The sequence below is a fragment of the Pseudomonas sp. Fl4BN1 genome, from assembly GCF_009908285.1.
Lineage (GTDB): Bacteria > Pseudomonadota > Gammaproteobacteria > Pseudomonadales > Pseudomonadaceae > Aquipseudomonas.
Map to the genome: position 1 here is coordinate 1 of NZ_JAAARM010000060.1, position 24,681 is coordinate 24,681.

Sequence of the window (24,681 nt, forward strand, 5' to 3'; positions counted from 1 at the left end):
TCAGCTCGAAACCGGTAAGCCCATTCCCGAAGATGTGGCTGCCAAGCGAGCCGAAGCGAGGCTCGTCATCGACGCGCAGTGAACCAGCTGTAAGCCCCATGAGCCCGCCATTGAGCGGGATTTTTTTTGCCTGGAGAAAAGTATGCCGATCACCCAGCAGCAGTTGCTGCAGATCCTCCCAAATGCCCGCCCTGTTGCGGGTATTTTTTTACCCGCACTGAATGCCGCGATGGCACGTTTTAAGATCAACTCCCCGGTGCGTATGGCGGCCTTCATCGCCCAGGTCGGGCATGAGTCCGGCCAGTTGACCCGGATGGTCGAGAACCTGAACTACAGCGCTGAGCGGCTACAGGCTGTCTGGCCGAACCGCTTTGACGCCGCCCTGGCTGCTCAGGTGGCACGCAAGCCCGAGCAGATCGCGAACATCGTGTACTCCGGCCGGATGGGCAACGCGCTTCCGGGTGACGGCTGGAAGTACCGCGGGCGCGGCCTGATCCAGCTGACCGGCGCGAACAACTACCGTGCTGCAGGTGCCGCCCTGGGATTGGACCTGGCCAATCACCCCGAGCTTGTGGAGCAGGCGGATACCGCCGCTCTGGTCGCCGGCTGGTTCTGGCAGTCGAACGGGCTCAACGAGTTGGCCGACTCGGGGCAGTTCGCCAAGATCACTCGGACAATCAATGGTGGCTTAACTGGCCAGGCCGAGCGGGTGGTCTTGCGCGACCTGGCCGCGAAGGTGCTGGCGTGAACTCCTGGGCGCTGAAGGTTGGCGTAGGTGCTCTGGCAGCACTGCTGATGGTTGCTCTGGCGGCCTGGGCACTCGTAGCTGCATACGACCATGGGGGGCGGGTCAAGGATTCCGAGTGGCAGGTGCGCTGGAATGCCCGGGACGCCGGCGACAAACAAGCTTGGGCCTTGGCTGAGAAAGCCGAGCGCGACAAAGAGCAGGCCAGGCAGAACTCAATCAACAAGGCGGTGCAAGATGGGCAACGGAAAATCGATCAAGCTGCAGCTGATGCTGTTACCGCTCGCGCTGCTGCTGGGAGCCTGCAGCGGACAGTCGACGATCTCACCGGCCGTCTCGCAGCCCAAGGCCGCAGCAATTCCTGCACTGCCACCGCAAGCCAGGCAGCAACCCGCACAGCTTTGGTGTTTGCCGACCTGTTCAAGCGCGCTGACCAGAGAGCGGGAGATCTGGCAGCAGATGCTGATCAAAGTAGGGGTAGGGGAGTGACGTGTGAGCAGGCCTATGACGGGCTTGGTAAATAGGGGTCGTGTTCGTTCGACAGGACGTCGGAGGAGGGCTAGTTATGGAACACGTCCATAATAGTTATGGAACGCGTTGACGGGCAGGGTGCCAAGTCTGAATGCCAGACACAAAAAAGCCCTGAAAAATCAGGGCTTTCTCGTTGAGATTTGGCGGAGGCGTAGAGATTCGAACTCTAGGACCTGTTACAGTCGGCGGTTTTCAAGACCGCTGCCTTAAACCACTCGGCCACACCTCCAGATCGTGTTGCGGGCGCCATAATACCCGAATGAAACACACTGTCAAACTCTCTGCGTCGCGAGTTACAGAGCCTCTGTTATCATCCATGCCACTAAATGTTTCCCCCAACAGGAGTGTCGCCATGCGCGAACAGGATTACGCAGTTAACAACGGCGTGCAGGCCGAGCAGCTAGAGGTTAGCCGCGTCCTGCGCAACACTTATGGTTTGCTGGCCCTGACCCTCGCGTTCAGCGGTGTGATGGCCTATGTGGCGCAGCAGATGCGCGTCGGTTATCCGAACATCTTCGTGGTGCTGATCGGCTTCTACGGTCTGTTCTTCCTCACCAACAAGCTCCGTGATTCGGCCTGGGGCCTGGTCTCGGCATTCGCCCTGACCGGCTTCATGGGCTTTCTGCTCGGCCCGATTCTCAACCGTTATCTGGGCATGCAGGGCGGCGCTGAAGTGGTCAGCTCGGCATTCGCCATGACCGCGCTGGTGTTTGGCGGCCTGTCGGCCTACGTGCTGATCACCCGCAAGGACATGAGCTTCCTCGGTGGTTTCATCACCGCCGGTTTCTTCGTCCTGATGGGCGCAGTGCTGGCCAGCTTCTTCTTCCAGATCAGCGGCCTGCAGTTGGCGATCAGCGCCGGTTTCGTGCTGTTCTCCTCGGTGTGCATCCTGTTCCAGACCAGCGCTATCATCCACGGTGGCGAGCGTAACTACATCATGGCTACCATCAGCCTGTATGTATCGATCTACAACCTGTTCGTCAGCCTGTTGCAGCTGTTCGGGATCTTGGGTCGCGATGACTGATCCCTGGCGCTGAGCCAGAAAAAGCCCGCTTCGGCGGGCTTTTTGTTGTCCAGGTTTCAAGCTGCGGTCAAGGTTTCAGCGGGTCTGCACCTGCAGCCGCGCGGTGGCCAGGGCATCCTTGTTGACCTCGATGGAAAACGACAGCACGTCCACCTGCTTCTGTTCCAGTTGATCGACCCAACCGATCAGGCTCCCCAGTGGTCCTTCCAGGGCCACGCTGATCCGGCCCGGGGCTTCGTGGTCCATGCGTTCCAGGTTGAGGCCGGCCTGGCTGGTGGAGCGGGCCAGCAACCCGGGCAGGGCGTCGGCGGAAATCGCCGGCAGCGGATTGAAGGCACTGGCGGCGGGCAGTTGTTGGAGTTGTTGGTGCAAATGCGTTGCCTCGATAAAGCCTTGCTCGGCATCCCTTAGGGCCTGTTGCTGCGGTTGCCAGAGCAGTAGATAGAAGGTGGTCAGCAGGGTGAACACAGCGAGACCCTGCAGGGCCCGTTGCTCGCGTTTGGCCAGGCGCTGCCAGTGGATTTGGGATGGGCGCAGCAGGGCGGCCAGGGGCGACTTTTTTACTACGGACGGGTTCACGCCTCACTCCTTGATCTGCAACCGCGCGCTCACCCCTTGGGCATCGCGTACGGAGGAGTCGGTGCTGGCGTCCAGGCCCTGGGCAATCAGGCCTTCGCGCAGTTGTTGAAGGTCGGCAAAGGCTGGTGCGCTGATTTGCAGGCTCCAGCCTTCACCGGCTTGGTAGTCGATGCGCTGGACCAGGGCCAATGCGCCGTGGCTGGCGCTCCATTGTTCCGCCAGGCGCGATAGTTTGTCGGCGCTGCCAGGGCTTTCCTCTACCTCTTGGCGTTGCTTGGCGCGAATCTGCGTCGCCAGGTCGGTCACCGGGCCTTCATCGGCGAAACGCTGCTGCCAGAGGGCCAGGCTTTGGGCCTGGAGCTGGTCGCTCTGGTGCTCCAGGTACCAGCGCTGGCCGCTGCTCTGCAGCAGTTGCGCGGCTGCGGCCAGCAGTAGCCCCAGCAGCGCCAGGCGCCAGGGCGCGGCTTGTCGGGGCCGGCGCAGGAACTCGCCCTGGCGCAGGTCGATGGCCTGCTGCGAGCCCAGGCTCAGGCAGTCCCAGGGGCGTTCATCAACCTGCCAGTGCTGCGGGTCAAGCCCCTCCAGCGCCGGAGGCTGCGGCCCTTGCCAGTGCAGGTCCGCAGGCAGCAAGGGCCGCAGGCCTGCCAGCTCATCGGGCGCCAGGGCCAGGCGCATGGGCGCCGTGCCCCCCAGCAGCCAGCGACCGTCCCAGGCCAGGGCCCGGGACTGATCCAGGGGCAGGCAGTCGGCGTCGATATGAATGCGCATGGGCTGCAGGCCCAGCGCCTCCAGTTGGCGCAGGCAGTGGCCCAGGCGCTCGCGATTGAGCGCCAGCACCGGGCAATGGCGCTTGTCCTTGAGCGGCCCATGGGCCAAGTGCAGGCTGTCCAGTTCATCGATCAACTGTTCTTCCAGGGCACTGTGCAACGCCTGGCGCAGCCAGCGACCGCTACGGGCAGGCACGCTGACCTGATGGTGGCTGGCCATTTCCATGGGCAGCAGCAGAATCAGTGGCTGCTGCCCCAGGTCCGCCGCGGCCTGCTGCAGGTCACCCTGGTGCAGGGGGCCGTCAGCCCGCCACCAGAAGCAGCGCCAGGGCATCGCACCGGTGGCGTGGGGGGAAAGGTAAAGCCACTGGCTCATGTCGGGTTACTCGTTTTTCGGTTGATCAGGGGGTGGGCTGGGCAGCAGCGTGCGCTGCTGTACCCGGACTTTCTTGGCATCCATCAGCCGTAGATCGCTGACCAGCCGCAGCCGTCGCTGGCCCTGTTCGACGTCGATGGTGGCGCGAAACAGCCGGCTGCCGACCCCCAGTCCCTGAGGGCTGATGTCCCGGCCCTGGAGCATCGGGTTGGAGAGGAAGGCCGCCACGTCGGGATAGCCCTTGGCCGGGCGTGCGCTGGCCAGGTTGCGGGCGGTGGGCAGGTCGATGCCTTCGATACTGGCCAGGATCTCGGCGCGGGTGGTGTTGACGTTGATCGTGCTGTTGTCGAAGGCGTCCACCCAGGGCGCGAGCTGCTGCAGGACCTGGCTGTCCACCTGGGGCAACTGGCGCAGTTCACTGAGATCGCCCAAGGGCAGCGGCACGCCGTCGCGGTTGCTCTGGCCGATCAGCAGCGCCGGGTCATGGGCCTTGATCCCTTGTTGGGCCAGCAGGCGTTGGTAGCGGGCGCGCAGGTTGAGGCTGTTGCCCTGGCGCAGGCTGTTGAGGTTGAGGCGGGCACTGAGGTCCTCCAGCTGGATGTGGATACGCCCACCGTCGACCTCCAGTACCGGCGTCGGTTGCGCCCAACGCTGGCCCAGGTGAGTCACTCGCAGGCCGCCTTCGCTACGGGCGTCTTCCAGCAGTTGCTGGCGGGCCCAGCTTTCACCGCTCAAGGCCAGCTGCCAGAGTTGCTGCTGTTGCACCAGGTTGCGGCTGCTGTGCAGGCTGAGCCGCTGGCGGGCGAGCATGTTGCTGACCATCAGGGTCACCAGGGCGGTGATCAGCAGCACACTGAGCAGGGCCATGCCCCGTTGTCGGCGGCGGTCAGTCATTGCCCGGCTCCGCGTCACTGTCGAGGCCGCCGGGCAGCAGGATCACCCGGCGGATCTGCGGGTAACCCGGGGCGTCCAGTTCGATCTCCAGCGCCGCCGGCAGGCTCAGGCTCTCAGTGCCCACTGGCCAATGCTCATGGGCCTGGCCGAGACCGTCGATAAAGCGCAGTCGAGTCAGTTGCACCCCCGTCAGCAGTTGCTGTTGCTGGCCAGTCGGGCCGGGCGCGCGCTGCGCCTCATCGGTCGCCGCCAGGGGCTGTGACAGGGCGCGGGTTTCCCGTAGCCAGACGCCGTCCTGCCAGCGATGGCTGGCCTGCAGCAGATTGCTGCGGGGGTATTCCAGGGGGTTGCTCCAACCGCCGCGGACCAGGCTGATACCGTCGGGCTGGCTGATCAGCGCCTGGCTATGGCTGGGGTCGTCCAGCAGGGGCTGGCGCCGCGCCTGGACCAGGTCGCGCTCCAGCACACTGATGGCCCGTTGCAGGGCTCGCAGTTGCTGCTCGTGCTGGCCAATGCGCTGGTCGCTGCGCATGACTCGGTCGAGAAACTGATAGGTGGCCAGCCCCAGCAGGCTGAAGATGGCGATGGCTACCACCACTTCCAGCAGGGTAAAACCGCGCTGCGTCATGGCCGGGCCTCAAGGTAACCGAGCAGCTGCGCGCGGCTGTATTGACGGGCCTGCTGCGGATTGGATTCGGCGGACACCCGCAGCTGGACCTTCAGCAGGTGAGTGTCGGCCGCCGTCTCGACGTCGCTGAACAACCACCAACTGCGGCCGCCGAATTCGATGCGTTCTTCGGCATGGCGTGCGGGTGGCTCCTGCATCCCGGCGCGCAGTTCATTCATTCGGTTGTCGGCGATCCACAACGCCAGGGTACGTTCGGTGAGGTTGGCGCTGTTCACCGCGACATGCTGCACCGCGCTGAACAGGGCAATCGACAAGGTGGCAAAAATCGCCAGGGCGACCATCACTTCCAGCAGGGTGAAGCCCTGGTCAGTCCTGGGTTTCAAGTTGTGCATCCTGTATTCCGTCGCTGGAAAGGCTCAGCAGTGCCTGGTTGCGGTACTCGATCGACAAGGTGTAGGCGCTGGTTTCATCACTGGAGAGCACCAGCAATTGCGGCAGGCCGTTACGGGTGCTGCTGGCGCCCAGGGTCGGGCCGGCCTCGGGCACTTCCAGGCGCAGGCGCAGCTTTGGCGGCAACGGCTGCGACCGAAAATCCGTAGCCGGGACCCAGCGTCCCCGGGCATCGAGTTGCAACACCGAGTAGCCGTCAGGTTCGATGCGCAGGCCGTAGTCCTGGTAGCCGAGCACCGCTTCCTGGCGCAACAACTGCAACAGGTCCTGCAGGCGCTGGGCTTCCTGGCGTGCCTGGCGCGGTCCCGAGTCAGGGTTGACCAGGCCCACCAGGCCGGCAGTCAGGGCGATCAACAGAATCACCACCAACAACTCCAGCAGGGTGAAGCCCCGGGCTTGACGTCGTTGCACCCCTCAGCGGTCCCAGTTGCCGATCTCGGCGTTCAGGCCTTCGCCACCGATCTTGCCGTCGGCGCCGAACGAAAACAGGTCGTAGGCGCCGCCCCGGGTACCCGGGAACCGGTACTGGTAACCGGTGCCCCACGGATCGATCGGCAAGCGCTTGAGGTAGCCGTCGGGGTTCCAGTTGCGCGCTGGCGGGTTGCCGCTGGGCTTGCTCACCAGGGCTTGCAGGCCTTGCTGGCTGCTGGGGTACTGGTGGTTGTCGAGCCGGTAGATGTCCAGCGCCATGGCGATGGCCTTGATATCGGTTTGCGCGGCCGAGGCCTTGGCCTGGTCGGGGCGACTCATGATCTGCGGAACCACCAGGGCGGCGAGCACGCCGAGGATGACCACCACCACCATGATTTCGATCAGGGTAAAACCGCGTTGTTTCTTCGCTGTGTGCACGTCGGGGGATTCCACATTCAAGTAATCAATTGGTTCAGGCTGAGGATCGGCATGAGGATCGCCAGCACGATGACCAGCACCGAGGCGCCCATGAACACCAGCATCGCCGGCTCGAACAGGCCCACCAGCAGGGCGATGCGGTTGGCCAGTTGCTGTTCCTGCTGCAGGGAGGCGCGTTCGAGCATGCTGTCCAGCTCGCCTGAGCGTTCACCGCTGGCGATCATGTACAGCATCATCGGAGGGAAACTGCCGTTGAGCTCAAGCGCTCGGGTCAGGCTGATACCTTCGCGCACACCTCGGACGATGTCTTTCAGACCCGTACGAATTTTTTGGTTGGCCACCACTTCGCTGGCGATCTCCAGCGCGTCCAGCAATGGCACGCCGCTGCGCCCGAGAATCGCCAGGGTGCTGACGAAACGCGTGCAATTGCTGGCGCGTACCAGGCCGCCGATCAACGGCAGGTTCAGCACCAGGGCGTGCCAGCGTTCACGGTTGGCCGGTTGGCGCAAGGCGACCCGGGTGGCGGTGATCCCGGCACCGATCAGAATCAGCAGCAGCAGGCCGTAGTCGCGCAGCACGCCACTGGTGGCGATCAGGCCACGGGTCAGCAGCGGCAGTTGCTGGCCACTGTCGATAAACACCTTGATCACATCCGGCACCACAAAACCCAGGAGGAAACCGACGATGCTGATGGCCGCCACCATGAGGATGCTCGGGTAGAGCATGGCCAGCTGGATCTGCTGGCGCGCCGCCTGGCTGGCTTCGGTGTAGTCGGCCAGGTTCATCAGCACCTGGTCCAGGTGCCCGGAGCGTTCGCCGGCAGCCACTGTGGCCCGGTACAGATCGGGGAACGCCTTGGGGTAGCCGCCCAGGGCCACCGCCAGGCTGTAGCCTTCCAGGACCCGGGCACGCACCGCCAGCAGCATGCTTTTCAGGCGCTGCTTTTCGCACTGCGCGGCCACTGCCGCGAGCACTTCCTCCAGCGGTAGCGAGGCTTGCACCAGGGTCGCCAACTGGCGCGTCAGCAGGGCCAGTTCGGCGCTGCTCAGGCCGCCGCCGGCGACCTTGGTGGTGCCCGCGCCGGTGCTGCGCTTGCCCTGGGTCGCAGTGACTTTCAGGGCGATCAGTTGCCGCTCCCGCAGCATCTGCCGGGCCTGGCGCGGGCTGTCGGCTTCCAGCACGCCGCTGGATTTCTTCCCGGCGGCGCACATGGCCAGGTATTCGTAGGCAGCCATGTTCAGTCCCTCTGGGTAACCCGCAACAATTCTTCAAGGCTGGTGAGCCCCTGCAGCACCATGGCCTGGCCATCGTCGAACAGGCTCGGGCTGTGTTGCCGGGCGTGGCTCAGCAGTTGCTGTTCACCGGCACCGGTATGCACCAGTTGGCGCAGGGTGTCGTCGAACAGCACCAGTTCGTAGATCCCCCGGCGGCCGCGATAGCCTGACTGCTGGCAGCTCGGGCAACCCACCGCGCGGTGCAACTGCGGCGCGGCGTCGGGGTTCAAGCCCAGGCGCTCGCAGGCAGTGTGATCGGCGTGCTGGGGTTGCTTGCACTCGGGGCACAACAGGCGCACCAGGCGTTGGGCCAGCACGCCGAGCAGGGAGGTGCAGAGCAGGAAGGGCTCGATGCCCATGTCCACCAGCCGGGTCACCGCGCCGATGGCGCTGTTGGTGTGCAGGGTCGAGAGCACCAGGTGCCCGGTGAGAGAGGCCTGGACGGCAATTTCCGCGGTCTCGCGGTCACGGATCTCGCCCACCATCACCACATCCGGGTCCTGGCGCAGGATCGCCCGCAGGCCGCGAGCGAAGGTCATGTCGACCTTGGTGTTGACCTGGGTCTGGCCGATCCCGGTGAGGTGGTATTCCACCGGGTCCTCGATGGTCAGGATGTTGCGCTCCAGGCTGTTGAGGCTGGCCAGCCCGGCGTACAGCGTGGTGGTCTTGCCGGAGCCGGTGGGGCCGGTGACCAGGAGAATGCCGTGGGGTTTGTGCAGGGCGCCTTCCAGGCGCTGGCGCACCTCGGGGTTCATCCCCAGGTGGCCCAGGTCCAGGCGTCCGGCCTGTTTGTCCAGCAGGCGCATCACCACCCGCTCGCCATGGCTCGAAGGCAAGGTCGAAACGCGCACGTCCACTTCATGCCCGGCAATGCGCAAGGCAATGCGACCGTCCTGGGGGATGCGTTTTTCGGCGATGTCGAGCTTGGCCATGACCTTGATCCGCGACACCAGCAGGGTGGCCAGTTCACGTCGTGGGCGCAGCACTTCGCGCAGCAGGCCGTCGACCCGCAGGCGCACCGAAAGGTGTTCCTCGAAGGCCTCCAGGTGCACGTCGGAGGCCTTGCTCTTGACCGCCTCGCTGAGGATCGCGTTGATCAGGCGGATGATCGGCGCGTCGTCTTCCTGCTCCATCAGGTCCGTGGTTTTCGGCAACTGAGCGGCCAGGCTGGAGAGGTCGAACTCTTCGTCGAACTGCTCGCCCAGGCCATCGGCGACCTGCTTGGCACCGTTCTGGCCGTCGCGGTAGTGGGCGGCCAGGCGCAGGGCAAAGGCCGGCTCATCGAGGATCTCGCTGCGCAGGGGCGCGCCGTTGAAGCGCCGGACTTCGGCGATCACCGACCAGGGCGTATTGCTCCGGCAATAGAGTACGGCGCCCTCGGCCTGGTGCTCGAGGACCACGCCGTGGCGCCGGGCATAGGCAAAGGCCAGGCGCGGGCTGTCGATCGGCGTGATCATGGCTGCTGCCTGGCCTCGTTGGTGCGCATGTCGATCAGCCCCTGGTCGCCGTCACGGGTGGCATCGAACAGCTGATGGGGGTTGGCCGGCAACTGGCCCGGGGTCTTGCCGCCCAGGGAGCGCAGGTTGTTGTATTTCTGGGTGCTGAGCTTGTCGGCATTGGCGGTGTTGCGCAGCAGGGTCGGGCGCAGGAACACCATCAGGTTGGTCTTCTCGTTGACCTCCTTGCTGCTGCTGAACAGCTTGCCGATCCAGGGAATATCCCCCAGCAGCGGCACCTTGCTCACCTGGACCTTGACGTTGTCCTTGATCAGCCCGCCGAGGACGATGATCTGCCCATCGTTGGCGAGGATGGTGCTTTTCACCGAGCGCTTGTTGGTGATCACGTCGCTGGTGCTGATACCCGGTGGCGCGGCGGCCAGCTCCGAGCTTTCCTGTTCGACCTTGAGCCGCAGGAAGTTGCCTTCGTTGATGTGCGGGGTGACCTTCAGGGTGATCCCCACGTCCTTGCGCTCCACGGTGGTGAAGGGGTTGCTGGCGCCCGCGGTGTCGGTGGTATAGGAGCCGGTCTGGAACGGCACGTTCTGGCCTACCAGGATCTCCGCTTGCTCGTTGTCCAGGGTCAACAGGCTCGGGGTCGACAACAGGTTGTTGTTGGAATCGCTGGACAAGGCCGTGATCAGCGCGCCGAAGTTGCTGCTGCCGATGCCGATGATGGCGCCGTCCGGCAGGGTTGGGCTCTTGTCGCCTTGCAGGTTGCCCAGGAGGGTGCCGATGGCCATGCCGGCACTGTTGAAGTTGCTCGCACCGGCCCAGTTGCCCCGGGCGCCGGCCCACTGCACACCGAGGGCCTGGTTGATGTCGCCGCTGACTTCGACGATGGCCGCTTCCACCAACACCTGGGCACGGGGCTGGTCGAGCTCGTCGATGATGCTTTCGAAGGTCGCCAGTTGCGCCGGCGAGGCCATCAGTACCAGGGCGTTCTGGCTTTCATCGGCACTCACCAGCACCGGGTTGTCCTGTTTCTGTCCTTCCCCGCGACCGCCGGACTCCATGCGCTTGCCGATGCCGCTCAACAGCTCTTCGAGCTTCTTCGCGTCGCCATGGTTGATGCGCCGCACCCTGGCGTTCTCGCCGGCATTGTTGGGCACGTCGAGGCTCTGGGCCAGGCGTTGCATTTGCTGGCGAATCGGCGCCGGACCCACCAGGATCAGGCGGTTGCTGCGGGCGTCGCCGATGGCCTTGGCGCTGGTCTGGGCGCCGTTGCTGTCGGTCAGGGTGTCGGTCAGGGTCTTGGCTACATCGCCGGCCCAGGCATGCTTGAGCTGGAGGATGTTGAACTGGCGGCTGCCGGCGTTATCCAGTTCCTGCACCACCTGGCGCACCCGCGCCACGTTGTTGGCGCTGTCGGAAACGATCAGTGCGCTGGAGGTGGTGGACGGTGCCATGTAGGCGTCCACGGCCACCAGCGGACGTACCGCAGCAGCCACCTCGCTGGCATTACTGTTGTGCAGTTCGATGACTTCGGTGATGAACTCTTCGCTGGCCCCACTGGGCTGGACATAAGCCTTGGTCTTGGCTTCGGCCACCGGCAGGATCAGCACCCGGTCGCCCTGGTCCATGGCCACATAACCCTGGCTGCGCAAGGCGGTGAGAAACAGCGAGTAGATGCCTTTCTGATTCATCGCCGTGCTCGATTGCACCGTCACCTTGCCGCTCAGGCGTGGGTCGAGAATCATCGTCTTGCCGGTGATTTGCCCGACCTCGTTGACCAGGTCGCGCAGTTCGGCGTCCTTCATGTTCAAGGTCCACTGTTGTTCGTGAACGCTCTTTTCAGCAGCGTGGACAGGACCGATCAAAGTGCCAAGGGCGAGCAGGGAACCTGCGATAAAAGCTCGTTTCATGATGTTTTGGGGGGTCACAAAGAGGGTTGGACAAGGCTGTCGTGGTCGCCCCGCCCCGCGGTGCTGGATGGCAGGTCGCGGGGCGCGGGCAACGGGATCAGCAGGGGAGTGGTGTGGCGGGTCAGGGACAGGGCCTGGTCCTCGCCAAAACGTTGTACGTGCACCTGGTCGGTGCTGATCTCACGCAGGCTGCCGCCTCCGGGAAGCGCCTCGCCGATGCGATAGAAACGGCTGCCTTCAGGGGACTCGATCAGCGCCCGGGACAGTTCCGGGCGGCTTTCCACCAGGCTCGCCAACAGCGTCAGCGGCACCCGTGGCTGGTTGCCGGCGGCTTCCTGGGGCAGCACTCCGAACAATTGGGCAATGGCCGCAGCATCTGGCGGCAGACGCGGAGACGCCGCCGCTTCGGGCGGCGGCGCATTGCCGTGCTGGTCCAGGCTCTGCAGCCAGCGCCAGCTGTCGTGGCCGAGCCAGCCGAGCCAGCCGAGCAACAACCACCACACGCCGACCCGCAGGGCGACGCGTGGGCACAAGCGCAGGGCGTTCATAAGGACATTCGGCGCAGGAGTTTTTCACCGCACCAGTGATGCACCGCCACCGCGGCCACGTGCCCGGCCACCAGCAGTGCCAGGGCCACACAGGCGTATTTGTGCACGGTATTGAAGAACGTGGTGAGCAGTGGCTCCTGCAGTGGTTGCGGCAGGTGCATGAGGCCGAAGACATTGATCGGGCGCTCCATCATCAGCACGCCAGTGAACAGCACCAGGCCGGTCATGACGTAGAGCGCCAAGTGGCCGGCCTTGGCCAGCAGGCCCAGAACACGCTGGGTGGGTGCCGGCTGGTGATGATCCAGGGCACAGAGAATTCGCAGGCCGAACAGCGGGATCAGCAAAGAGGTCAACGACACGTTGATGAAGTTGAGGCCGTCGGCGATCGCTGTGGGCAGAGTGAACATGGCGTTGCCAAAGCCTGTGACCGTGGCCCAAAGAATGATGGCAGCGAAGGTCCAGTGCAGCAGTACCTGAAGCTTCGAGTAGGTGATTGAACTCATGGGGGGCTGTTCCGGCAAAAGGAACATGGCGCCGGAGCGCCATGTTCGGGTTGACGAGGTCGAGACTTACTTGGCGATCCAGGCGTTGCCCCAAGCCCAACCTACACCGGGCTCATAGGCGTTGTTGGCGCTGGTCCACTGGGTGCACCAACCGCTGTAAGGATTGGGCTTGCACTCGTAGGTTTTGCCGGTCTTGGGTTGCAGCACGACGGTGCCGGCCTTGTAGTCCTTCAGGCCGTTGGGGAACACGTAGTCGTACTTGCCTTCGCCACCACCGGTGTCTTCGGCCTTGAGCAGGAAGCTTGTGCCCTGCTGCAGCAGTTCGCCTTTCTTCGAAGTGGCAACCACGGTCAGGTCGTACTTGCCAGCACTCTGGTCAACAAGCGGCATGGAGAAGTGCGGGGTGTTGCCGGCCGGCGCTTGCTGGTGCGCCACGCTTTCGCCCTTGGCGTTGTACACCGTGGCAGCGATGGTGTAGTCGCCGCCCTTGGCAATGGCGTTGAAGTGCAGGTCGGCCTTGCCGTCCTTGAGGGTGTACTCAGGCTGCATGCCGGTGATCGACAGCTCGCCCGGCTTGGCGATCTGTTCTTTGTCGATCATCACATTGACGATGTCGCTGCCCTTCTTGACCAGGATGTCGTTCTTGCCGTAGTTCGGCACGACTTCATTCTTGTCGTTGAGGATACCCATCTGGTAGCCCTGCTTGGCAGCGTTGACCTTCTTCGCCAGCTCTTGCGGCCAGTTGTTGGCCTGGGCCTGGCTTGCGGAGGTGATTTCCAGGACCACTTGCTTGGCCTTCAGCTCACCCTGGGCGTCGAACACCCGGGTCTTGACCTTGTCGCCGATGCTCAGGGGCTCTGGCTGCACGGCGCCGACAGTGGTCCAGTCAGACGGAATGATCGCGCCGTTGTCGATGTTCAGGTCGACCACGCTGTAGAACGTGGCATCGGTGTCGTTGACTTTCCAGGTCGCCAGCAGCACGTGGTAACCGCTGCGGTCAGCCGGGATATTCACGTTGTGATGGGTGCGGCCCTCGGCAGGCGCCGGGACGGTACCCTGAGGCCATGGCTGGTTGAGCAGCGGGGTCATTTCGAAGGAGTCGCGGGTCAGCGGCTGGTTCGGGTTCCAGTCTTTCTTGGTGATGTAGAACTGCCAGTAGCGAGTCGCGTGCCCGGCCTTGTAGAACCAGGTGAAGTTTTGCGGGCCTGGCTTGACGGTGTTCTTGGCCCAGCGAGTGGCGCTCTGTTCGTTGATCTGGGAGAAACGCACCAGGCCGCCGGCGGCGATGGTGCCGTCGGCCGGACCGCAGATCTTGAAATCGCCGGTACAGGCTTGGGCGTTGCTTGGGAAGTGTTCGAGGTCATTGCGGCCAGGAACGCCGATGTACTCGGTGCTTTGTGGCTCGTACTGGACGGGGCCGCAGTTGCCGTTCAAGCCGCCGCCGGCGGCGTTGCACATGTAAGCACGGGATTTTGGGCTTTCGATGTAACCGTGGGCGCTGGCCTGTTGGGCAGCAAGACCGGCAACGCTCATGGCCAGGACCAGAGGTAGTTTGAGGAACGAACGGGCTTGGGTGGTGTTGATCATTGAAAAAGCCTTAAGCAATTTAAAAAGATACAAAAGCTCCCGGGACTGCGACTGGGGCCTGTGTACAAGGCTGGCGCCCTTGCCCACGCTTCCCCGAGAACCATCACAGGCTACGTTGCAGGCCAGAGCGGTCCCATGGGACGAGTACGAGTCTGGAGCGGTAGATGTTTCAGGCCGTTACACGGCAATCGTCCCTCGATCACGGAGGTGGCCCTGGACGATTGCGCCGGCACGGGTGGTTTGCCCGGGCAAAAAAAAGCGTGGCACTTGCGTGCCACGCTCAAGGAGTCAAGCCGTGGTGCTAATTGTTATTGACGATCCCAGGCCATGCTCCAGTGGCTGCCGGTCCCCGGCTCGTACTGGGTTGCGCCGGTTTTCCACTGCACGCAGTAGCCGGCGTACGGCAGCGGCTTGCACTTGTAGGTCTTGCCGTCCTTGGGCTGCAGCACCAGGGTGCCCGCCTTGTAGGCACTCAGGCCTTGAGGGAAGACGTGGTCGTACTTGCTGCCTTCAACCGGCTTGTCGCCACCTTCGCCCGGCTGATTGCCGCCGCCGGTGTTTTCCTCGGCCTTCACGGTGAAGCTGGACGTCTGCTGCATCAGCTGGCCTTTCTTCGAGCTGGACACCACCACCAGGTCGTACTTGCCGGCCTTGAGGTCTTTCAGCGAGATCGAGAAGTGCGGTGCCAGGTTGCCAATCGGCGCGTGCTCATAGGCGAGGGTCTTTTGCGCGGCATCGAATACCTTGGCGTAGACCATGTACTCGTCTTGCGGATCGCTGGCCAGGATGATGGCGTTGAAGTGCAGGTCGACCTGGCCGTTTTTCGCGGTGTAGGTGGGCTGCATGCCGGTGACGTTGAGTTCACTCGGTTTGCCGGCCAGCTCCTTGGCAATGATCACGTTACTGATATCGCTGCCTTTCTTGACGAAGATGTTGTTCTTGCCACGGTTGGGCACGATCTGGTCTTTGTCGTCCAGCAGGCCCATCTGGTAGCCCAGTTTCGCCGCGTTGACCTTCTTCGCCAGCTCGAACGGCCAGATGTTTTCGTTGGCCAGTTCCGCCGAGTCGATGTTCAGCAGCACCTGCTTGGCGCTCTGCTCGGTGTTGGTGAACACCCGGGTCATGACCTTGTCGCCGACTTTCAATGCCTCGGGCTGGACGGCGCCGATGTCATTCCATTGCGAGGGCACGGCGTTGGCATTGTCGATGTTCAGGTCCACCACCGAGTAGAAGGTGTTGGAGTTGTCGTGGACTTTCCAGGTCGCCAGCACCACGTGATAACCACTGCGGTCGGCCGGGATGTTCACCGTGTGCTGGGTGGTACCGCCGCCTTTTACCGGCATGCTGTGGCTTGGCCATGGCTCGTCCAGCAGCGGGGTCATTTCGAAGGAGTCGCGGGTCAGCGGCTGGTTCGGGTTCCAGTCTTTCTTGGTGATATAGAACTGCCAGTAGCGGGTCGCGTGTCCGGCGGTGTATTTCCAGGTGAAGGTGTTCGGACCCGGCTTGATGGTGTTCTTGGTCCAGCGCGACGAAGACTGTTCGTTGAGCTGGGCGAAGCCCTTCATGCCGCCGGCGGCAATGGTGCCGTTGGCCGGCCCGCAGACCCGGAAGTCACCGGTGCAGGCTTGTGAGTTGCTCGGGAAGTGCTCGCGGCCGCCACCCGGGGAGCCGAAGTACTCGACGCTTTGCGGTTCATAGGCAACAGGCCCGCAATTGGCGTTTTTGCCGCCACCGCTGCCGGCGCACATGAATGCGCGGGATTTCGGGCTTTCGATGTAGCCGTGGGCGCTGGCGTGTTGTGACGCGAGAGCGGCCATGCCGATGGCCATCACCAGGGGAAGTTTGAGCGGTGAACGGGCTGGGTGCAGCGTGATCATCGATTGATCCTTAGTTGGACATTATTGGATTCAACAGGCGATCGTGGGGAGGGATGTAGCTGCTCAAGTTGAGTCTGGCATCCTTGTCTGGCGCCCCCCGAAAGCAGGCGCCAGAGTAGGAAGAGTGGGTCGCGGTTTACATCGGACCAGTACGAGAGTGAACCAGGGGCGCGCGGGCGATGCCTCGAGACCAGGGCTTGAGTGGTTGGCGCAAGGCCGCCAGATCGGTCTTGGCCTGCTCGAAGATCCGCTCCAGGGTCTTGAGCAGTTGCGCCTGGCAGTGGCGGATGGCGTGCGGCTGCTGCAGGTTGACCTGCCTCAGCGCGTGGCAGGCAGCCGCCATTTCACTGGCGTCGATCAAGCAGGCAACCCCGGTCAGGCGATGACTCAGGTCGCCGATGCTCTGCGGCACGCCGGCCAGGTCGGTGTCGCGCAGTTGCTGGATTTCCTGCTGCAGGTTCTTGATCAACTCCAGCAGGATGCGCCGCCGCAGGATCGAACTGTTGCGGCCCACCTCGTCCAGGTGATCGAGGTTGAACGAGCGGTCGAACATCTGTTCCTCTTCAATCGAGCTGTGGTTGCTGATGACTTCCTGCAGGCGCGCCAGGGTCACCGGCTTGATCATCAGGTCGTTCATCCCGGCATTGGAGCACTGGGTGGCCTCGTTGCTCAGGGCACTGGCGGTGTAGCCGATGATCAGGCGCGGGGGCATGCCTCGACGCTGCTCGTCCTCGCGTACCGCACGGGTCAGCGCATAGCCGTCCATCTCCGGCATGTTGCAATCACTGATCAGCACGTCATAGGGCTTTTCACTGAGGCTCAACAAGGCCTGTTCACCGCTGCACACGTGCTCTGCCTGGTGGCCCAGGCGAGCCAGTTGCAGCGTCAGCACCAGGCCGTTGGTGGACACGTCATCCACCACCAATACCCGCAACGCCTTGGCTGCCTGCTGTTCCGCTGCCAGGGGTTCGGGGGACGGTGCGAGGGGTAACTGCCAGCTCAGGGGCAGCTCGACATGCACACAGCAGCCCTGGCCAGATTCGCTTTCCAGCCAGATATGGCCGTCCATCAACTGGCTCAGCTGGCTGCAGATACTCAAGCCCAGGCCCGAGCCGCCGTACAGGTGGGCGGTGCGCGCGCTGGCCTGGCGATAGGGCTCGAAGATCAGTGGCTGCAAGGCCTGAGGAATACCGATGCCGGTGTCGCAGACGCTCAGGGTCAGCAGGCTGACGCCTTCACGCAATGCGGTTTCCGTGATCCGCGCCTGGATGCGGCCACGGTCGGTGAATTTCAGTGCGTTGCTGATCAGGTTGTGGAAGATCTGCTGCAGGCGCAGGGAGTCGACCCAGTACAGGCGCTGGCTGTCGGCCTGGTAGTCGAAGTGCAGTTGCAGGTTCTTCTCCCGGGCCTGGGCGGCGAACAGGCCAAGGCTGTTGGTCAGCAACGGCTCCAGGGCGGTGGGGTGGGGGGCCAGTTGCATCAGGCCGCTCTCGATCTTGTCCAGGTCGAGGATGTTGCCGATCAGGTCGATCATCGACGTTGCCGATTGCTGGGCCACCCGCAGGTTGTGCGAGGGCGCGTTGCGGCCGCTGGTTTCCAGCTCCAGCAACCCCACCAGGGCATTCAGTGGCGTGCGCAGTTCATGGCTCATGGAGGCGAGGAATTCGCTCTTGGCGGCGCTGGCCTTGAGCGCCACCTGCTTGGCTTCACGCAGCTTGATCTCCAGGTGCTTGCGTTCGGAGATGTCCAGCCAGCCTCCCAGCAATCCCTGCAACAGCCCGCGGGCGCTGTAGAACGGCACCAGCCATTGATACAGATAGCGTTGCTCACCCTTGATGGACAGGCTGGTGTCGAGAAAGCGCGGCCGGTGGCTGTGCAGCAACTGTTGGTGCTCCTCCTGCAGGACCAGGGCAAAGTCTGCGGGCATGTTGCTCTGCTCGGTGGGCAGGTAGCCCAGGACCTGATCCTCGGAGGTGCAGAAAAACTCCTCGTAGGCACGATTGCAGGTACTCAGCCGTCCATGCAGGTCGCATACATACAGTGGGGTCGGCAGGCCATTGAGCAGGGAAAACTGGAACGCCAGCTTGTCCTGCAGCCGGGTCTGGGCGCAGATCCGTTCCTTGACCTGGATCTTCAGCCGCCAGTTCCATATCAGCGACAGGACGAAGATCACCAGGACCACCACGCCGACGTGCCAGGCCTGGTCGGCAGCCCACTCCCAGAAGTTGTCCCGGGGGTGTTCGGCGATCACCTGGATATCGCTTTGGGGGGTGCGCGACAGCGAGTCCAGCAACTTGTCGATGATGCTCAGCAACTCGGCGGAGTCGGCGGCCGCGGCAAATTGATGGGGCGTCGGCATGGCCTTGACCGACAGGCCGTATTGCAGGCTCGGCCCGGGTTGCACCTCGCTGGCACTGGGGCTGTCCAGGGTGGCATCGACCTGCCGCTGCCGCACCAGGTCCAGGGACTGCTGGAAGTTCTCGGTGAGTATCAGCTGGACCTTGGGGTAGCGCATGCGCAGGTGGTCGTACAGTGGGTGATGACGTGACAGCGAGAGCTTGCGGCCCTCCATGGCTTCCAGGGAGCTGGGCGAGCTGTCGCCGGCGCGGACGATGAAGGTCCAGTTGCGGGGGCCGTAGGGCTGGCTGAAGCGCACGCCGCGCGAGCCGGTGACGACACCCAGGGCCCGGCTCGTCAGGTCGGCGCTGCCCTGGGTCAACTGTTCCAGGTCGTTGCTTCGGGACAGGCTCTGCTGGACGTTGAGCTTCAGGCGAAAGGCGGTGGCCAGGGTTTGCAGCAGGTCGATGCTCAGCCCCGCCCATTGGCCGTCGCTGGTGCGGTACAGGTACGGCGGGGCTTCTTCGGCTAGCAGGTTGATTTGCCCATGGCTGCGCAGCCAGGCCAGTTCCTGGGGGCTGAGCATGAATGCGTCGGTAGGGGAAAAGGGGAAGGGGCCATGGCTGGCGTGCTGCTGGATCCTGAGTTTCTGCGCCTCGGGAACGCCGTACAGGGCATGGTTGAGCAGGGCCAGCAGGGTTGGCTCGTCGCGGCGCACGGCGAAGGCGAAGCCGGTGTTGGGCAGGTGTGCGGAAAACTTGTTGTGCAGGGCCAGGTCCGGACGTGCCTGGAGGTACAGGTTGGCGCGAAACTGGTCGCCGATGAAGGCATCCGCCTCGCCCTGGGCCAGTTGTTCGAAGGCCAGCGCGGTGGTGCGCACCAGGCGTATCGTGGCCAGGGGATAGGCCTGTTGAACTCGCTCCGGTTGCAGGTAGTTTTCCAGCACCAGGAGCTGTTTGCCTTGCAGGTCCGGGGGCAGGCTCTGATCGCTGACCCGCCCGACGATGATCGGCAGGTTGTGCAGATAGGGTTGGCTCAGGCGCAGGTTCGGGTTGGCCTCCTCGAACTCGGTGGCCCGGGACAGCAGGTCGACCCGGTGTTCCAGCAAGGCGTCCACTGCGGCCTGGGGCGAGGGCACTTCGACGGTTTGAAAGTGCAGGTCCAACTGTTTGCCGATCAGCTTCAGGTATTCGTCGGAAATTGATTTCAGGACCTGATTGCCGGCGCTTTCCAAAGGTCGGTCCGGGGGCACGATGCGGGCGACTTTGAGGGTCTTGCGGGGCAGGCTGTTGCGCATGGACAGTAACGTGTTCAGCGGCAGGTTGCTGTCCGTCGTCGCTGCAAAACTGTCGTCAGCGCAGACGGGGGTCAGGGTACCCAGGCAGGCCAGGGGGATGATCAGCAGGCAAAAGCGCTGCATCCTCCGGCGCACGAAGGCAAGCGAAATCAGGGGCATAAGGGGGGAGCTCCGGGATCGGCCGCGCTCGGCGACTCAGGAAAGGCCATGTTCCTGGATGTACAGAAACAGGCTGGCAGAGGTGTCCAGGCCAAGCTTGCGCATGGCGCTGCTTTTTTGCGTGCTGATGGTCTGTTTGCTGCGGCACAAGTGCAGGGCAATGGCGCCGATGCTCATGCCGGTGCCATACAGGCGCAGGACTTCGATCTCCCGGGCGGACAATTGTTCAGGCTGCATCAAGGGTTTGCCGTGCAAGGCGGTGCTGGTATCGAGCAAGTGTTGGATCGACGCTGACACAAAAGGCGCGCGCGAGGTGGCCGCGATTGCCTTGGGCAGGTCGTTGAGCAGGCCGCGCTTGCTCACCAGGCCCTGGATCCCGAGCTTGAGCACGCTGCTGATCAGTGCCGGGTTGTCGAGCATGGTGATCACCACGATCGACAGTGCGGGATACAGCACACGCAGGCGCCGGATCAGGCGGATCCCGTCCACCTGATCGCCACCGGGCATCATCAGGTCGGTCAACAGCAAGTCGCAGGGCTGGCGCTGCAAGTTCTCCAGCAACGCCTGGACACTGTGGGCTTGGGCGACCACCTGCAACTCAGCATGGTTCTCCAGCAGGGTTTGAATCCCGATCAGAGTCAGGGGATGGTCATCGGCTATCTGGACGCGGATCGACATCGGTTTAAGGTACTCGGCTTTTCGACAGGCATAAGCGCACAGCAAAACGCAGGCTTCCTTCGGAGGAGCGGCATTTTGCTAGTGGGTTCGTCAGAGGTTTCGCAGGGTATCACTGAAGTTGACGTCAAAAAGACGTCTGCCGAACTTTAAGAATTGTCTTATGTTTGCTGGGAAACTTCCTTAAAGATTGTAGGGATGTTTGTAGGATAGTTGTAGAAAATGCGTCTAGGTCAGGTATCTCAGCGGTGTTCCAGGTGTCTGTTGGCGCTCTTTCTCGGTTCTGGGAGAGACCTGGAACCCGTCTTCATTCCATGGGTGGCAAGCGCCGTTTGATGGGCGATTTCTTGATGATCGCGGTGTTGGTTTCGGCGAAATGGTTGAGGCGATCCAGCAGCGTGTCCAGCTGTTCCATGGAGCGCACCTGGAGGCGGGCGATGAAGCAGTCGTCGCCGGTGACCTTGTCGCATTCGGTGAACTCGGCAATCGCCAGAATCTGCCGTTCCACCTCCTGCAATTTGCCCGGCAATGGACGGATACGGACGATCGCCTGTAATTGGTAGCCGAGGAACTTGGTGTCGACTTCCAGGGTATAAGCGCTGATCACGCCGCGTTCTTCCAGTTTTTTCAGTCTTTCGGCGACGCTCGGAGCGGACAGCCCGCTGATTTTCGCCAGCGCCTTGAGGGAGCGGCGGGAGTCCTGCATCAGGGCGTTGATCAGGGCCTGGTCGATGGCATCAAGCATGGCAATCTCGTTAGGTGAATGATTATTTTTGCCTTGATAAAAAAGGCTTTGCTGGATTCTAGCCTAGGTTTTGAACTGGTGAGGGCAGGGCGGCGCTGGGCATAATTTGCCCACTTGCAGAGGAGCTTGATGATGGATGCACTGACCCGTCGCGGATCGCTGGAAATGACCGCCGCCATGCTGATTTCCGGAACCATTGGCTGGTTCGTCCTGATGTCCGGGCAGGCGTTGTTGGACGTGGTGTTCTGGCGCTGCCTGTTCGGCGCTGGGACCTTGCTGCTGATTTGCGGCGCTTTCGGTTTTTTACGTAAGAACATTCTGACTAGGCGCTTGCTGATCCTGGCGGTGCTCAGCGGAGTGGCGATTGTCGGTAACTGGGTCCTGCTGTTTGCCTCCTATTCCCGGGCGTCGATTGCCATCGGCACGGCGGTGTACAACGTCCAGCCGTTCATTCTGGTGGCGTTGGGGGCGGTGTTCCTGGGGGAGAAGCTCACTGCGCAGAAACTGTTCTGGTTGTGCCTGTCGTTTGCCGGGATGCTGGCCATCGTCAGCGCCCATGGCGAGCAGGCCGGAACCGGCAGCGACTACCTGCTGGGCATTGCCCTGGCCCTGGGCGCGGCGCTGCTCTATGCCTTCGCCGCGCTGTTGATCAAGCGCCTGAGTGGTACGCCGCCGCACCTGATCGCGCTGATCCAGGTCTGCACCGGCGTGCTGTTGCTGGCGCCCTGGGCCAATCTCGGCACGCCGCCCCAGCAGGCCACGGCCTGGGCCAGCTTGCTGACCTTGGGCATCGTCCACACCGGGGTGATGTATGTGCTGCTGTACGGGGCGATCCAGAAGTTGCCGACGGCGCTGACCGGAGCCCTGTCCTTTATCTATCCGATTGCGGCGATTTTCGTCGACTGGCTGGCCTTTGGTCATCGCCTCGGGCTGCTGCAATGGATCGGCGTCGGCGCGATCCTGCTGGCCGCTGCCGGCATGCAGCAAGGTTGGACCCTGAAGCGCCGGCGCAGTGTCTTGCAGTGAGCGGCCGGCCGACGCTTTCGGGCTCCAGTCGCTACGCCGGGCTGTAGATCCGTGGGGCGTTGCGCTGGGGCACGTGGATCAGGTTCAGGCGGTGCTTGTTGGCCCATTGCACGGTCAGTGCGGTCGGGGCCGAGAGACTCACCAGGGTCCCGAGTTGGGCCCGCACTGCCTTGTGGATCAGCTCCAGGCTGCAGCGGCTGGTGACCACGATGAACCCTTGGCGACTGTCGATCCGGGCATGCAGCAGGGCCCCGATCAGCTTGTCCAGGGCGTTGTGCCGACCGATGTCTTCCTGGCACAGGCGCACTTCACCTTGTTCGTCGAAGTACAGCGCCGCGTGTAGTGCGCCGCTGCTGCGGGCCATGTGCTGCGCCTGTTCGATACGATCGCGCAGGCCTTGCAAATGCTCGGCGGGCGGCAGTGGCACCGGCTGCAGAACCTGCAGTTGCGGCAGTGCCTGTTCCAGCGCTTCCACTCCGCATAAGCCACAGCCGCTGGTGCCGGTCATTTGCCGACGATGGTCCTTCAGCGCCCAGAACGCCCGGTTGGAAATCTCCACGTCGGCCTGGCAGGCCTGGGGAAAGTGGCTGAGGCGGATATCGTAGATTTCATCGAGGTCAGTGACGATGTCGTTGGTGATGCTGAAGCCGCGAATGAAATCCTCGAGGTTGCCGGGAGACACCATCATCACCGCCTGGCTCAGGCCGTTATAGGTGATGGCCAGGGCGATCTCGGCCGCCAGCGGCGCCTGGGACACGAGCCCCGCCGGGGTGTATTCCCGGTACGTCACGCGCTGCGGCGCGGGTGCGGGCGCGTTGGCCTCGGGTTGTTGATCCGCTGGTTCGATCCGGCACACCATGAATTCACCTCGTCATACTCAATGCGCTGCCGGCAATGGATGGGCGGCAGCGCGAAAAAAAGCCCGTGGGCACTTAGTCGCTGGTGGGCGCAAACAGCGCCCTGGCTTGGGCAAAGCACTGCTCGGCAATCACCGAGCGCGGCTCGGTCTTGCGCATCACCAGGCCCAGGGGCGCGAGCACGCTGGCATCCGGCAGGTTGATGAAGGCCAGGTGCTCGATGGGCGAATCCAGGCCGCTGTCCAACGGCATGATCGAGCAGCAGAAGCCCTGGTGAATCGCCTGGAACAATTGGTGGGTCGAATCGCTTTCCAGGATCGGCTGCGGGTTGAGGCCGCGGCTGCGAAAACTCAGGTCGATGGATTTCCGATAATGCATGCCGCTGCTGAGCATGCCCAGCGGCAGCTTGGCGGCCTCTTCCCAGCTCATGTGATTGCCTTCGAAGTGAAAGTGCCGAGTGTCGTAGAGCAGGCCGACCCGTGTCTGGCCGATCTTGAAGAAGTCCAGGTAGTTGGGGTTGACGTGATCCAGGTAGCAGACTCCCAGGTCCAGCTGGTTGTTGCCGATGTCTTCGATAATCCGATCGGAGCTCATGGACGACAGGCTGAACTTGAGTTCGGGAAAGTGTGCGGACAGCTTCTGCACGTAGCTGATGGGATTGAAGCTGCTCAGGGGCACCAGGCCCAGGCGCAGGTTGCCCACCAGTTGCCCACGGCAGGCGGCGGCTTCGGCGAACAGCCCGTCGTGGGCCGCGAGCAGGGTCTTGGCCCAGGCCAGCACCCGTTCGCCGGCCTCGGTGAAGCCCTCGAAGCGCTGGCCGCGGGTTACCAGGATCAGGTCCAGTTCATCCTCAAGGTTGCGCAGGCGCATGGACAGGGTCGGCTGGGTGATATGGCAGCGCGCGGCGGCCTGGCCGAAGTGCCGGGTCTGTTCCAGGGCGATGAGAAACTTGAGTTGCTTGATGTCCACAATGGCACCTGTGGTGGGAAGAGTAAGGGTCAGTATTGCTGCAGGTGCTCGGGTGTGGTTTCGGACAGTCGTTCCGGGGTGTTGAAATTGCTCAGTCGCGGGTCGTCCAGTGCACACTGCAGGGCCGTCAGCCCGTGCCGGTCCAGGGCCCGCAGCAAGCTGCGCTCACCGGTCTCCCAGGCCTGGCGCAAGTCGGCCAAGAGCGCCGTGGGCATCAGGCTGAACATGGGTTGCCATTGCCCAGCCTGTTGCACCATCACCGGGCGCTTGTCGGCGGTGCGTGCGTTCAGCAGCGCCTGGATCAAGGCCGCGTCGATCTTTGGTGCGTCACAGGCCAGGATCAGCAGCCAGGGATGGCGGGCCGCTGCCAGGCCCGCGAGGACACCCGCCAAGGGCCCGGGGAAGTCTTCCTGTGCATCATCCGCCACCAACTGGTCGGCATAGGCCCGATACTGCTCGGCGTTGCGGTTGCAGGAAATGATCAAGTCATCGGTAAAGGGCCGTACCACGGCGTGTACATGGGCAATCAGCGGCTGGCCCTGCCAGGGCAGCAGGCCCTTGTCGCGGCCACCCATGCGCGCCCCGCGTCCACCCGCCAGTAGCAGGATCGAACAGGGCAGGGA

24 protein-coding genes and 1 tRNA gene are annotated in these 24,681 nt (G+C 63.3%); 4 read left to right on the top strand and 21 right to left on the bottom strand.

Annotated features, from left to right (window positions below; translation table 11 throughout):
- Nucleotides 1-142 precede the first annotated feature (142 nt).
- Together GV818_RS32665 and GV818_RS32670 are read left to right on the top strand one after the other, a co-directional pair.
- Entirely contained in the window at nt 143-748 is a 606-nt protein-coding gene (locus GV818_RS32665) for a glycoside hydrolase family 19 protein (RefSeq protein WP_178125234.1), read from the top strand.
- Nucleotides 745-1,269 carry a DUF2514 family protein gene (locus GV818_RS32670; RefSeq protein WP_161778623.1) on the top strand — a complete coding sequence of 175 codons (525 nt, stop codon included), beginning with the start codon at nt 745-747 and terminating at the stop codon, nt 1,267-1,269. Before GV818_RS32665 ends, GV818_RS32670 begins: the two co-directional genes overlap by 4 nt.
- Before the next feature lie 148 nt (nt 1,270-1,417).
- Here GV818_RS32670 and GV818_RS32675 read toward each other — a convergent pair.
- Nucleotides 1,418-1,505 (bottom strand) — tRNA-Ser (locus GV818_RS32675).
- Nucleotides 1,506-1,628: 123 nt separating this feature from the next.
- Between GV818_RS32675 and GV818_RS32680 the strand changes: the two genes are divergently transcribed.
- The gene (locus GV818_RS32680) at nt 1,629-2,300 is read left to right on the top strand and encodes a Bax inhibitor-1/YccA family protein (RefSeq protein WP_161757877.1); all 672 of its coding nucleotides are present in this window, start codon (nt 1,629-1,631) and stop codon (nt 2,298-2,300) included.
- A gap of 75 nt (nt 2,301-2,375) precedes the next feature.
- Here the strand turns inward: GV818_RS32680 and gspM are convergent, their stop codons facing one another.
- The 17 genes from gspM to GV818_RS32765 form a co-directional block, all read right to left on the bottom strand.
- A complete protein-coding gene (gene gspM, locus GV818_RS32685; RefSeq protein WP_368668922.1) occupies nt 2,376-2,879 on the bottom strand; it encodes a type II secretion system protein GspM in 504 nt (167 codons plus the stop codon).
- Between the two features lie 3 nt (nt 2,880-2,882).
- Nucleotides 2,883-4,022: a type II secretion system protein GspL gene (gspL, locus tag GV818_RS32690; protein WP_256679586.1), complete on the bottom strand. Its 1,140-nt coding sequence runs from the start codon at nt 4,020-4,022 to the stop codon at nt 2,883-2,885.
- Nucleotides 4,023-4,028: 6 nt separating this feature from the next.
- Nucleotides 4,029-4,916, bottom strand: coding sequence for a type II secretion system minor pseudopilin GspK (gene gspK / locus GV818_RS32695; RefSeq protein ID WP_256679587.1), 888 nt, complete (start codon nt 4,914-4,916; stop codon nt 4,029-4,031).
- Nucleotides 4,909-5,544 (bottom strand): type II secretion system minor pseudopilin GspJ, encoded by a 636-nt coding sequence (gene gspJ, locus GV818_RS32700; RefSeq protein WP_161778624.1) that lies wholly within the window; start codon nt 5,542-5,544, stop codon nt 4,909-4,911. Before gspJ ends, gspK begins: the two co-directional genes overlap by 8 nt.
- Nucleotides 5,541-5,936 carry a type II secretion system minor pseudopilin GspI gene (gspI, locus tag GV818_RS32705; RefSeq protein WP_161757875.1) on the bottom strand — a complete coding sequence of 132 codons (396 nt, stop codon included), beginning with the start codon at nt 5,934-5,936 and terminating at the stop codon, nt 5,541-5,543. The genes gspJ and gspI overlap by 4 nt, the downstream gene beginning before the upstream one ends.
- A complete protein-coding gene (gspH, locus tag GV818_RS32710; protein ID WP_161757874.1) occupies nt 5,911-6,405 on the bottom strand; it encodes a type II secretion system minor pseudopilin GspH in 495 nt (164 codons plus the stop codon). The genes gspI and gspH overlap by 26 nt, the downstream gene beginning before the upstream one ends.
- A 3-nt stretch (nt 6,406-6,408) precedes the next feature.
- The gene (gene gspG, locus GV818_RS32715) at nt 6,409-6,843 is read right to left on the bottom strand and encodes a type II secretion system major pseudopilin GspG (protein WP_161757873.1); all 435 of its coding nucleotides are present in this window, start codon (nt 6,841-6,843) and stop codon (nt 6,409-6,411) included.
- A 17-nt stretch (nt 6,844-6,860) separates the two neighbouring features.
- Nucleotides 6,861-8,078 (bottom strand): type II secretion system inner membrane protein GspF, encoded by a 1,218-nt coding sequence (gspF, locus tag GV818_RS32720; protein WP_161778625.1) that lies wholly within the window; start codon nt 8,076-8,078, stop codon nt 6,861-6,863.
- Between the two features lie 2 nt (nt 8,079-8,080).
- Complete coding sequence (gene gspE / locus GV818_RS32725; protein WP_161757871.1) at nt 8,081-9,574, bottom strand: type II secretion system ATPase GspE; 1,494 nt, start codon at nt 9,572-9,574, stop codon at nt 8,081-8,083.
- Entirely contained in the window at nt 9,571-11,478 is a 1,908-nt protein-coding gene (gspD, locus tag GV818_RS32730) for a type II secretion system secretin GspD (RefSeq protein WP_161778626.1), read from the bottom strand. Before gspD ends, gspE begins: the two co-directional genes overlap by 4 nt.
- 14 nt (nt 11,479-11,492) lie before the next feature.
- Nucleotides 11,493-12,026 (bottom strand): type II secretion system protein N, encoded by a 534-nt coding sequence (locus tag GV818_RS32735; RefSeq protein WP_161757869.1) that lies wholly within the window; start codon nt 12,024-12,026, stop codon nt 11,493-11,495.
- The gene (locus tag GV818_RS32740; RefSeq protein ID WP_161778627.1) at nt 12,023-12,529 is read right to left on the bottom strand and encodes a cytochrome b; all 507 of its coding nucleotides are present in this window, start codon (nt 12,527-12,529) and stop codon (nt 12,023-12,025) included. The genes GV818_RS32735 and GV818_RS32740 overlap by 4 nt, the downstream gene beginning before the upstream one ends.
- Before the next feature lie 66 nt (nt 12,530-12,595).
- Nucleotides 12,596-14,116: an N-acetylglucosamine-binding protein GbpA gene (gene gbpA, locus GV818_RS32745; RefSeq protein ID WP_161757867.1), complete on the bottom strand. Its 1,521-nt coding sequence runs from the start codon at nt 14,114-14,116 to the stop codon at nt 12,596-12,598.
- Between the two features lie 308 nt (nt 14,117-14,424).
- The gene (gene gbpA, locus GV818_RS32750; RefSeq protein WP_161778628.1) at nt 14,425-15,993 is read right to left on the bottom strand and encodes an N-acetylglucosamine-binding protein GbpA; all 1,569 of its coding nucleotides are present in this window, start codon (nt 15,991-15,993) and stop codon (nt 14,425-14,427) included.
- A 136-nt stretch (nt 15,994-16,129) separates the two neighbouring features.
- Nucleotides 16,130-19,786 carry an ATP-binding protein gene (locus GV818_RS32755; RefSeq protein WP_161757865.1) on the bottom strand — a complete coding sequence of 1,219 codons (3,657 nt, stop codon included), beginning with the start codon at nt 19,784-19,786 and terminating at the stop codon, nt 16,130-16,132.
- A 36-nt stretch (nt 19,787-19,822) separates the two neighbouring features.
- Nucleotides 19,823-20,464 (bottom strand): response regulator, encoded by a 642-nt coding sequence (locus tag GV818_RS32760; RefSeq protein ID WP_161778629.1) that lies wholly within the window; start codon nt 20,462-20,464, stop codon nt 19,823-19,825.
- Nucleotides 20,465-20,768: 304 nt separating this feature from the next.
- Nucleotides 20,769-21,206: an Lrp/AsnC family transcriptional regulator gene (locus GV818_RS32765; protein ID WP_161757863.1), complete on the bottom strand. Its 438-nt coding sequence runs from the start codon at nt 21,204-21,206 to the stop codon at nt 20,769-20,771.
- A gap of 132 nt (nt 21,207-21,338) precedes the next feature.
- On the opposite strand from GV818_RS32765, the gene GV818_RS32770 reads away from it, so the two are divergent.
- Nucleotides 21,339-22,232 carry a DMT family transporter gene (locus GV818_RS32770; protein WP_161778630.1) on the top strand — a complete coding sequence of 298 codons (894 nt, stop codon included), beginning with the start codon at nt 21,339-21,341 and terminating at the stop codon, nt 22,230-22,232.
- A gap of 31 nt (nt 22,233-22,263) precedes the next feature.
- On the opposite strand, the gene fdhD is transcribed toward GV818_RS32770, so the two are convergent.
- The 3 genes from fdhD to mobA all read right to left on the bottom strand — a co-directional run bounded on the left by fdhD (nt 22,264) and on the right by mobA (nt 24,678).
- On the bottom strand, nt 22,264-23,091 hold the full coding sequence (gene fdhD, locus GV818_RS32775) for a formate dehydrogenase accessory sulfurtransferase FdhD (protein WP_161778631.1): 828 nt from the start codon (nt 23,089-23,091) through the stop codon (nt 22,264-22,266).
- A 73-nt stretch (nt 23,092-23,164) separates the two neighbouring features.
- On the bottom strand, nt 23,165-24,058 hold the full coding sequence (locus GV818_RS32780; RefSeq protein ID WP_161757860.1) for a LysR family transcriptional regulator: 894 nt from the start codon (nt 24,056-24,058) through the stop codon (nt 23,165-23,167).
- A gap of 29 nt (nt 24,059-24,087) precedes the next feature.
- The gene (gene mobA / locus GV818_RS32785) at nt 24,088-24,678 is read right to left on the bottom strand and encodes a molybdenum cofactor guanylyltransferase MobA (protein ID WP_161778635.1); all 591 of its coding nucleotides are present in this window, start codon (nt 24,676-24,678) and stop codon (nt 24,088-24,090) included.
- Nucleotides 24,679-24,681: the final 3 nt, after the last annotated feature.

What these genes read in the sequence shown, in the direction of transcription:
- GV818_RS32665 (WP_178125234.1), top strand. Translation starts at nt 143, where the DNA reads ATGCCGATCACCCAGCAGCAGTTGCTGCAGATCCTCCCAAATGCCCGC.
- GV818_RS32680 (WP_161757877.1), top strand. Translation starts at nt 1,629, where the DNA reads ATGCGCGAACAGGATTACGCAGTTAACAACGGCGTGCAGGCCGAGCAG.
- gspL (WP_256679586.1), bottom strand. Translation starts at nt 4,022, where the DNA reads ATGAGCCAGTGGCTTTACCTTTCCCCCCACGCCACCGGTGCGATGCCC.
- gspK (WP_256679587.1), bottom strand. Translation starts at nt 4,916, where the DNA reads ATGACTGACCGCCGCCGACAACGGGGCATGGCCCTGCTCAGTGTGCTG.
- gspJ (WP_161778624.1), bottom strand. Translation starts at nt 5,544, where the DNA reads ATGACGCAGCGCGGTTTTACCCTGCTGGAAGTGGTGGTAGCCATCGCC.
- gspI (WP_161757875.1), bottom strand. Translation starts at nt 5,936, where the DNA reads ATGCACAACTTGAAACCCAGGACTGACCAGGGCTTCACCCTGCTGGAA.
- gspF (WP_161778625.1), bottom strand. Translation starts at nt 8,078, where the DNA reads ATGGCTGCCTACGAATACCTGGCCATGTGCGCCGCCGGGAAGAAATCC.
- gspE (WP_161757871.1), bottom strand. Translation starts at nt 9,574, where the DNA reads ATGATCACGCCGATCGACAGCCCGCGCCTGGCCTTTGCCTATGCCCGG.
- gspD (WP_161778626.1), bottom strand. Translation starts at nt 11,478, where the DNA reads ATGAAACGAGCTTTTATCGCAGGTTCCCTGCTCGCCCTTGGCACTTTG.
- GV818_RS32735 (WP_161757869.1), bottom strand. Translation starts at nt 12,026, where the DNA reads ATGAACGCCCTGCGCTTGTGCCCACGCGTCGCCCTGCGGGTCGGCGTG.
- GV818_RS32740 (WP_161778627.1), bottom strand. Translation starts at nt 12,529, where the DNA reads ATGAGTTCAATCACCTACTCGAAGCTTCAGGTACTGCTGCACTGGACC.
- gbpA (WP_161757867.1), bottom strand. Translation starts at nt 14,116, where the DNA reads ATGATCAACACCACCCAAGCCCGTTCGTTCCTCAAACTACCTCTGGTC.
- gbpA (WP_161778628.1), bottom strand. Translation starts at nt 15,993, where the DNA reads ATGATCACGCTGCACCCAGCCCGTTCACCGCTCAAACTTCCCCTGGTG.
- GV818_RS32755 (WP_161757865.1), bottom strand. Translation starts at nt 19,786, where the DNA reads ATGCCCCTGATTTCGCTTGCCTTCGTGCGCCGGAGGATGCAGCGCTTT.
- GV818_RS32760 (WP_161778629.1), bottom strand. Translation starts at nt 20,464, where the DNA reads ATGTCGATCCGCGTCCAGATAGCCGATGACCATCCCCTGACTCTGATC.
- GV818_RS32765 (WP_161757863.1), bottom strand. Translation starts at nt 21,206, where the DNA reads ATGCTTGATGCCATCGACCAGGCCCTGATCAACGCCCTGATGCAGGAC.
- GV818_RS32770 (WP_161778630.1), top strand. Translation starts at nt 21,339, where the DNA reads ATGGATGCACTGACCCGTCGCGGATCGCTGGAAATGACCGCCGCCATG.
- fdhD (WP_161778631.1), bottom strand. Translation starts at nt 23,091, where the DNA reads ATGGTGTGCCGGATCGAACCAGCGGATCAACAACCCGAGGCCAACGCG.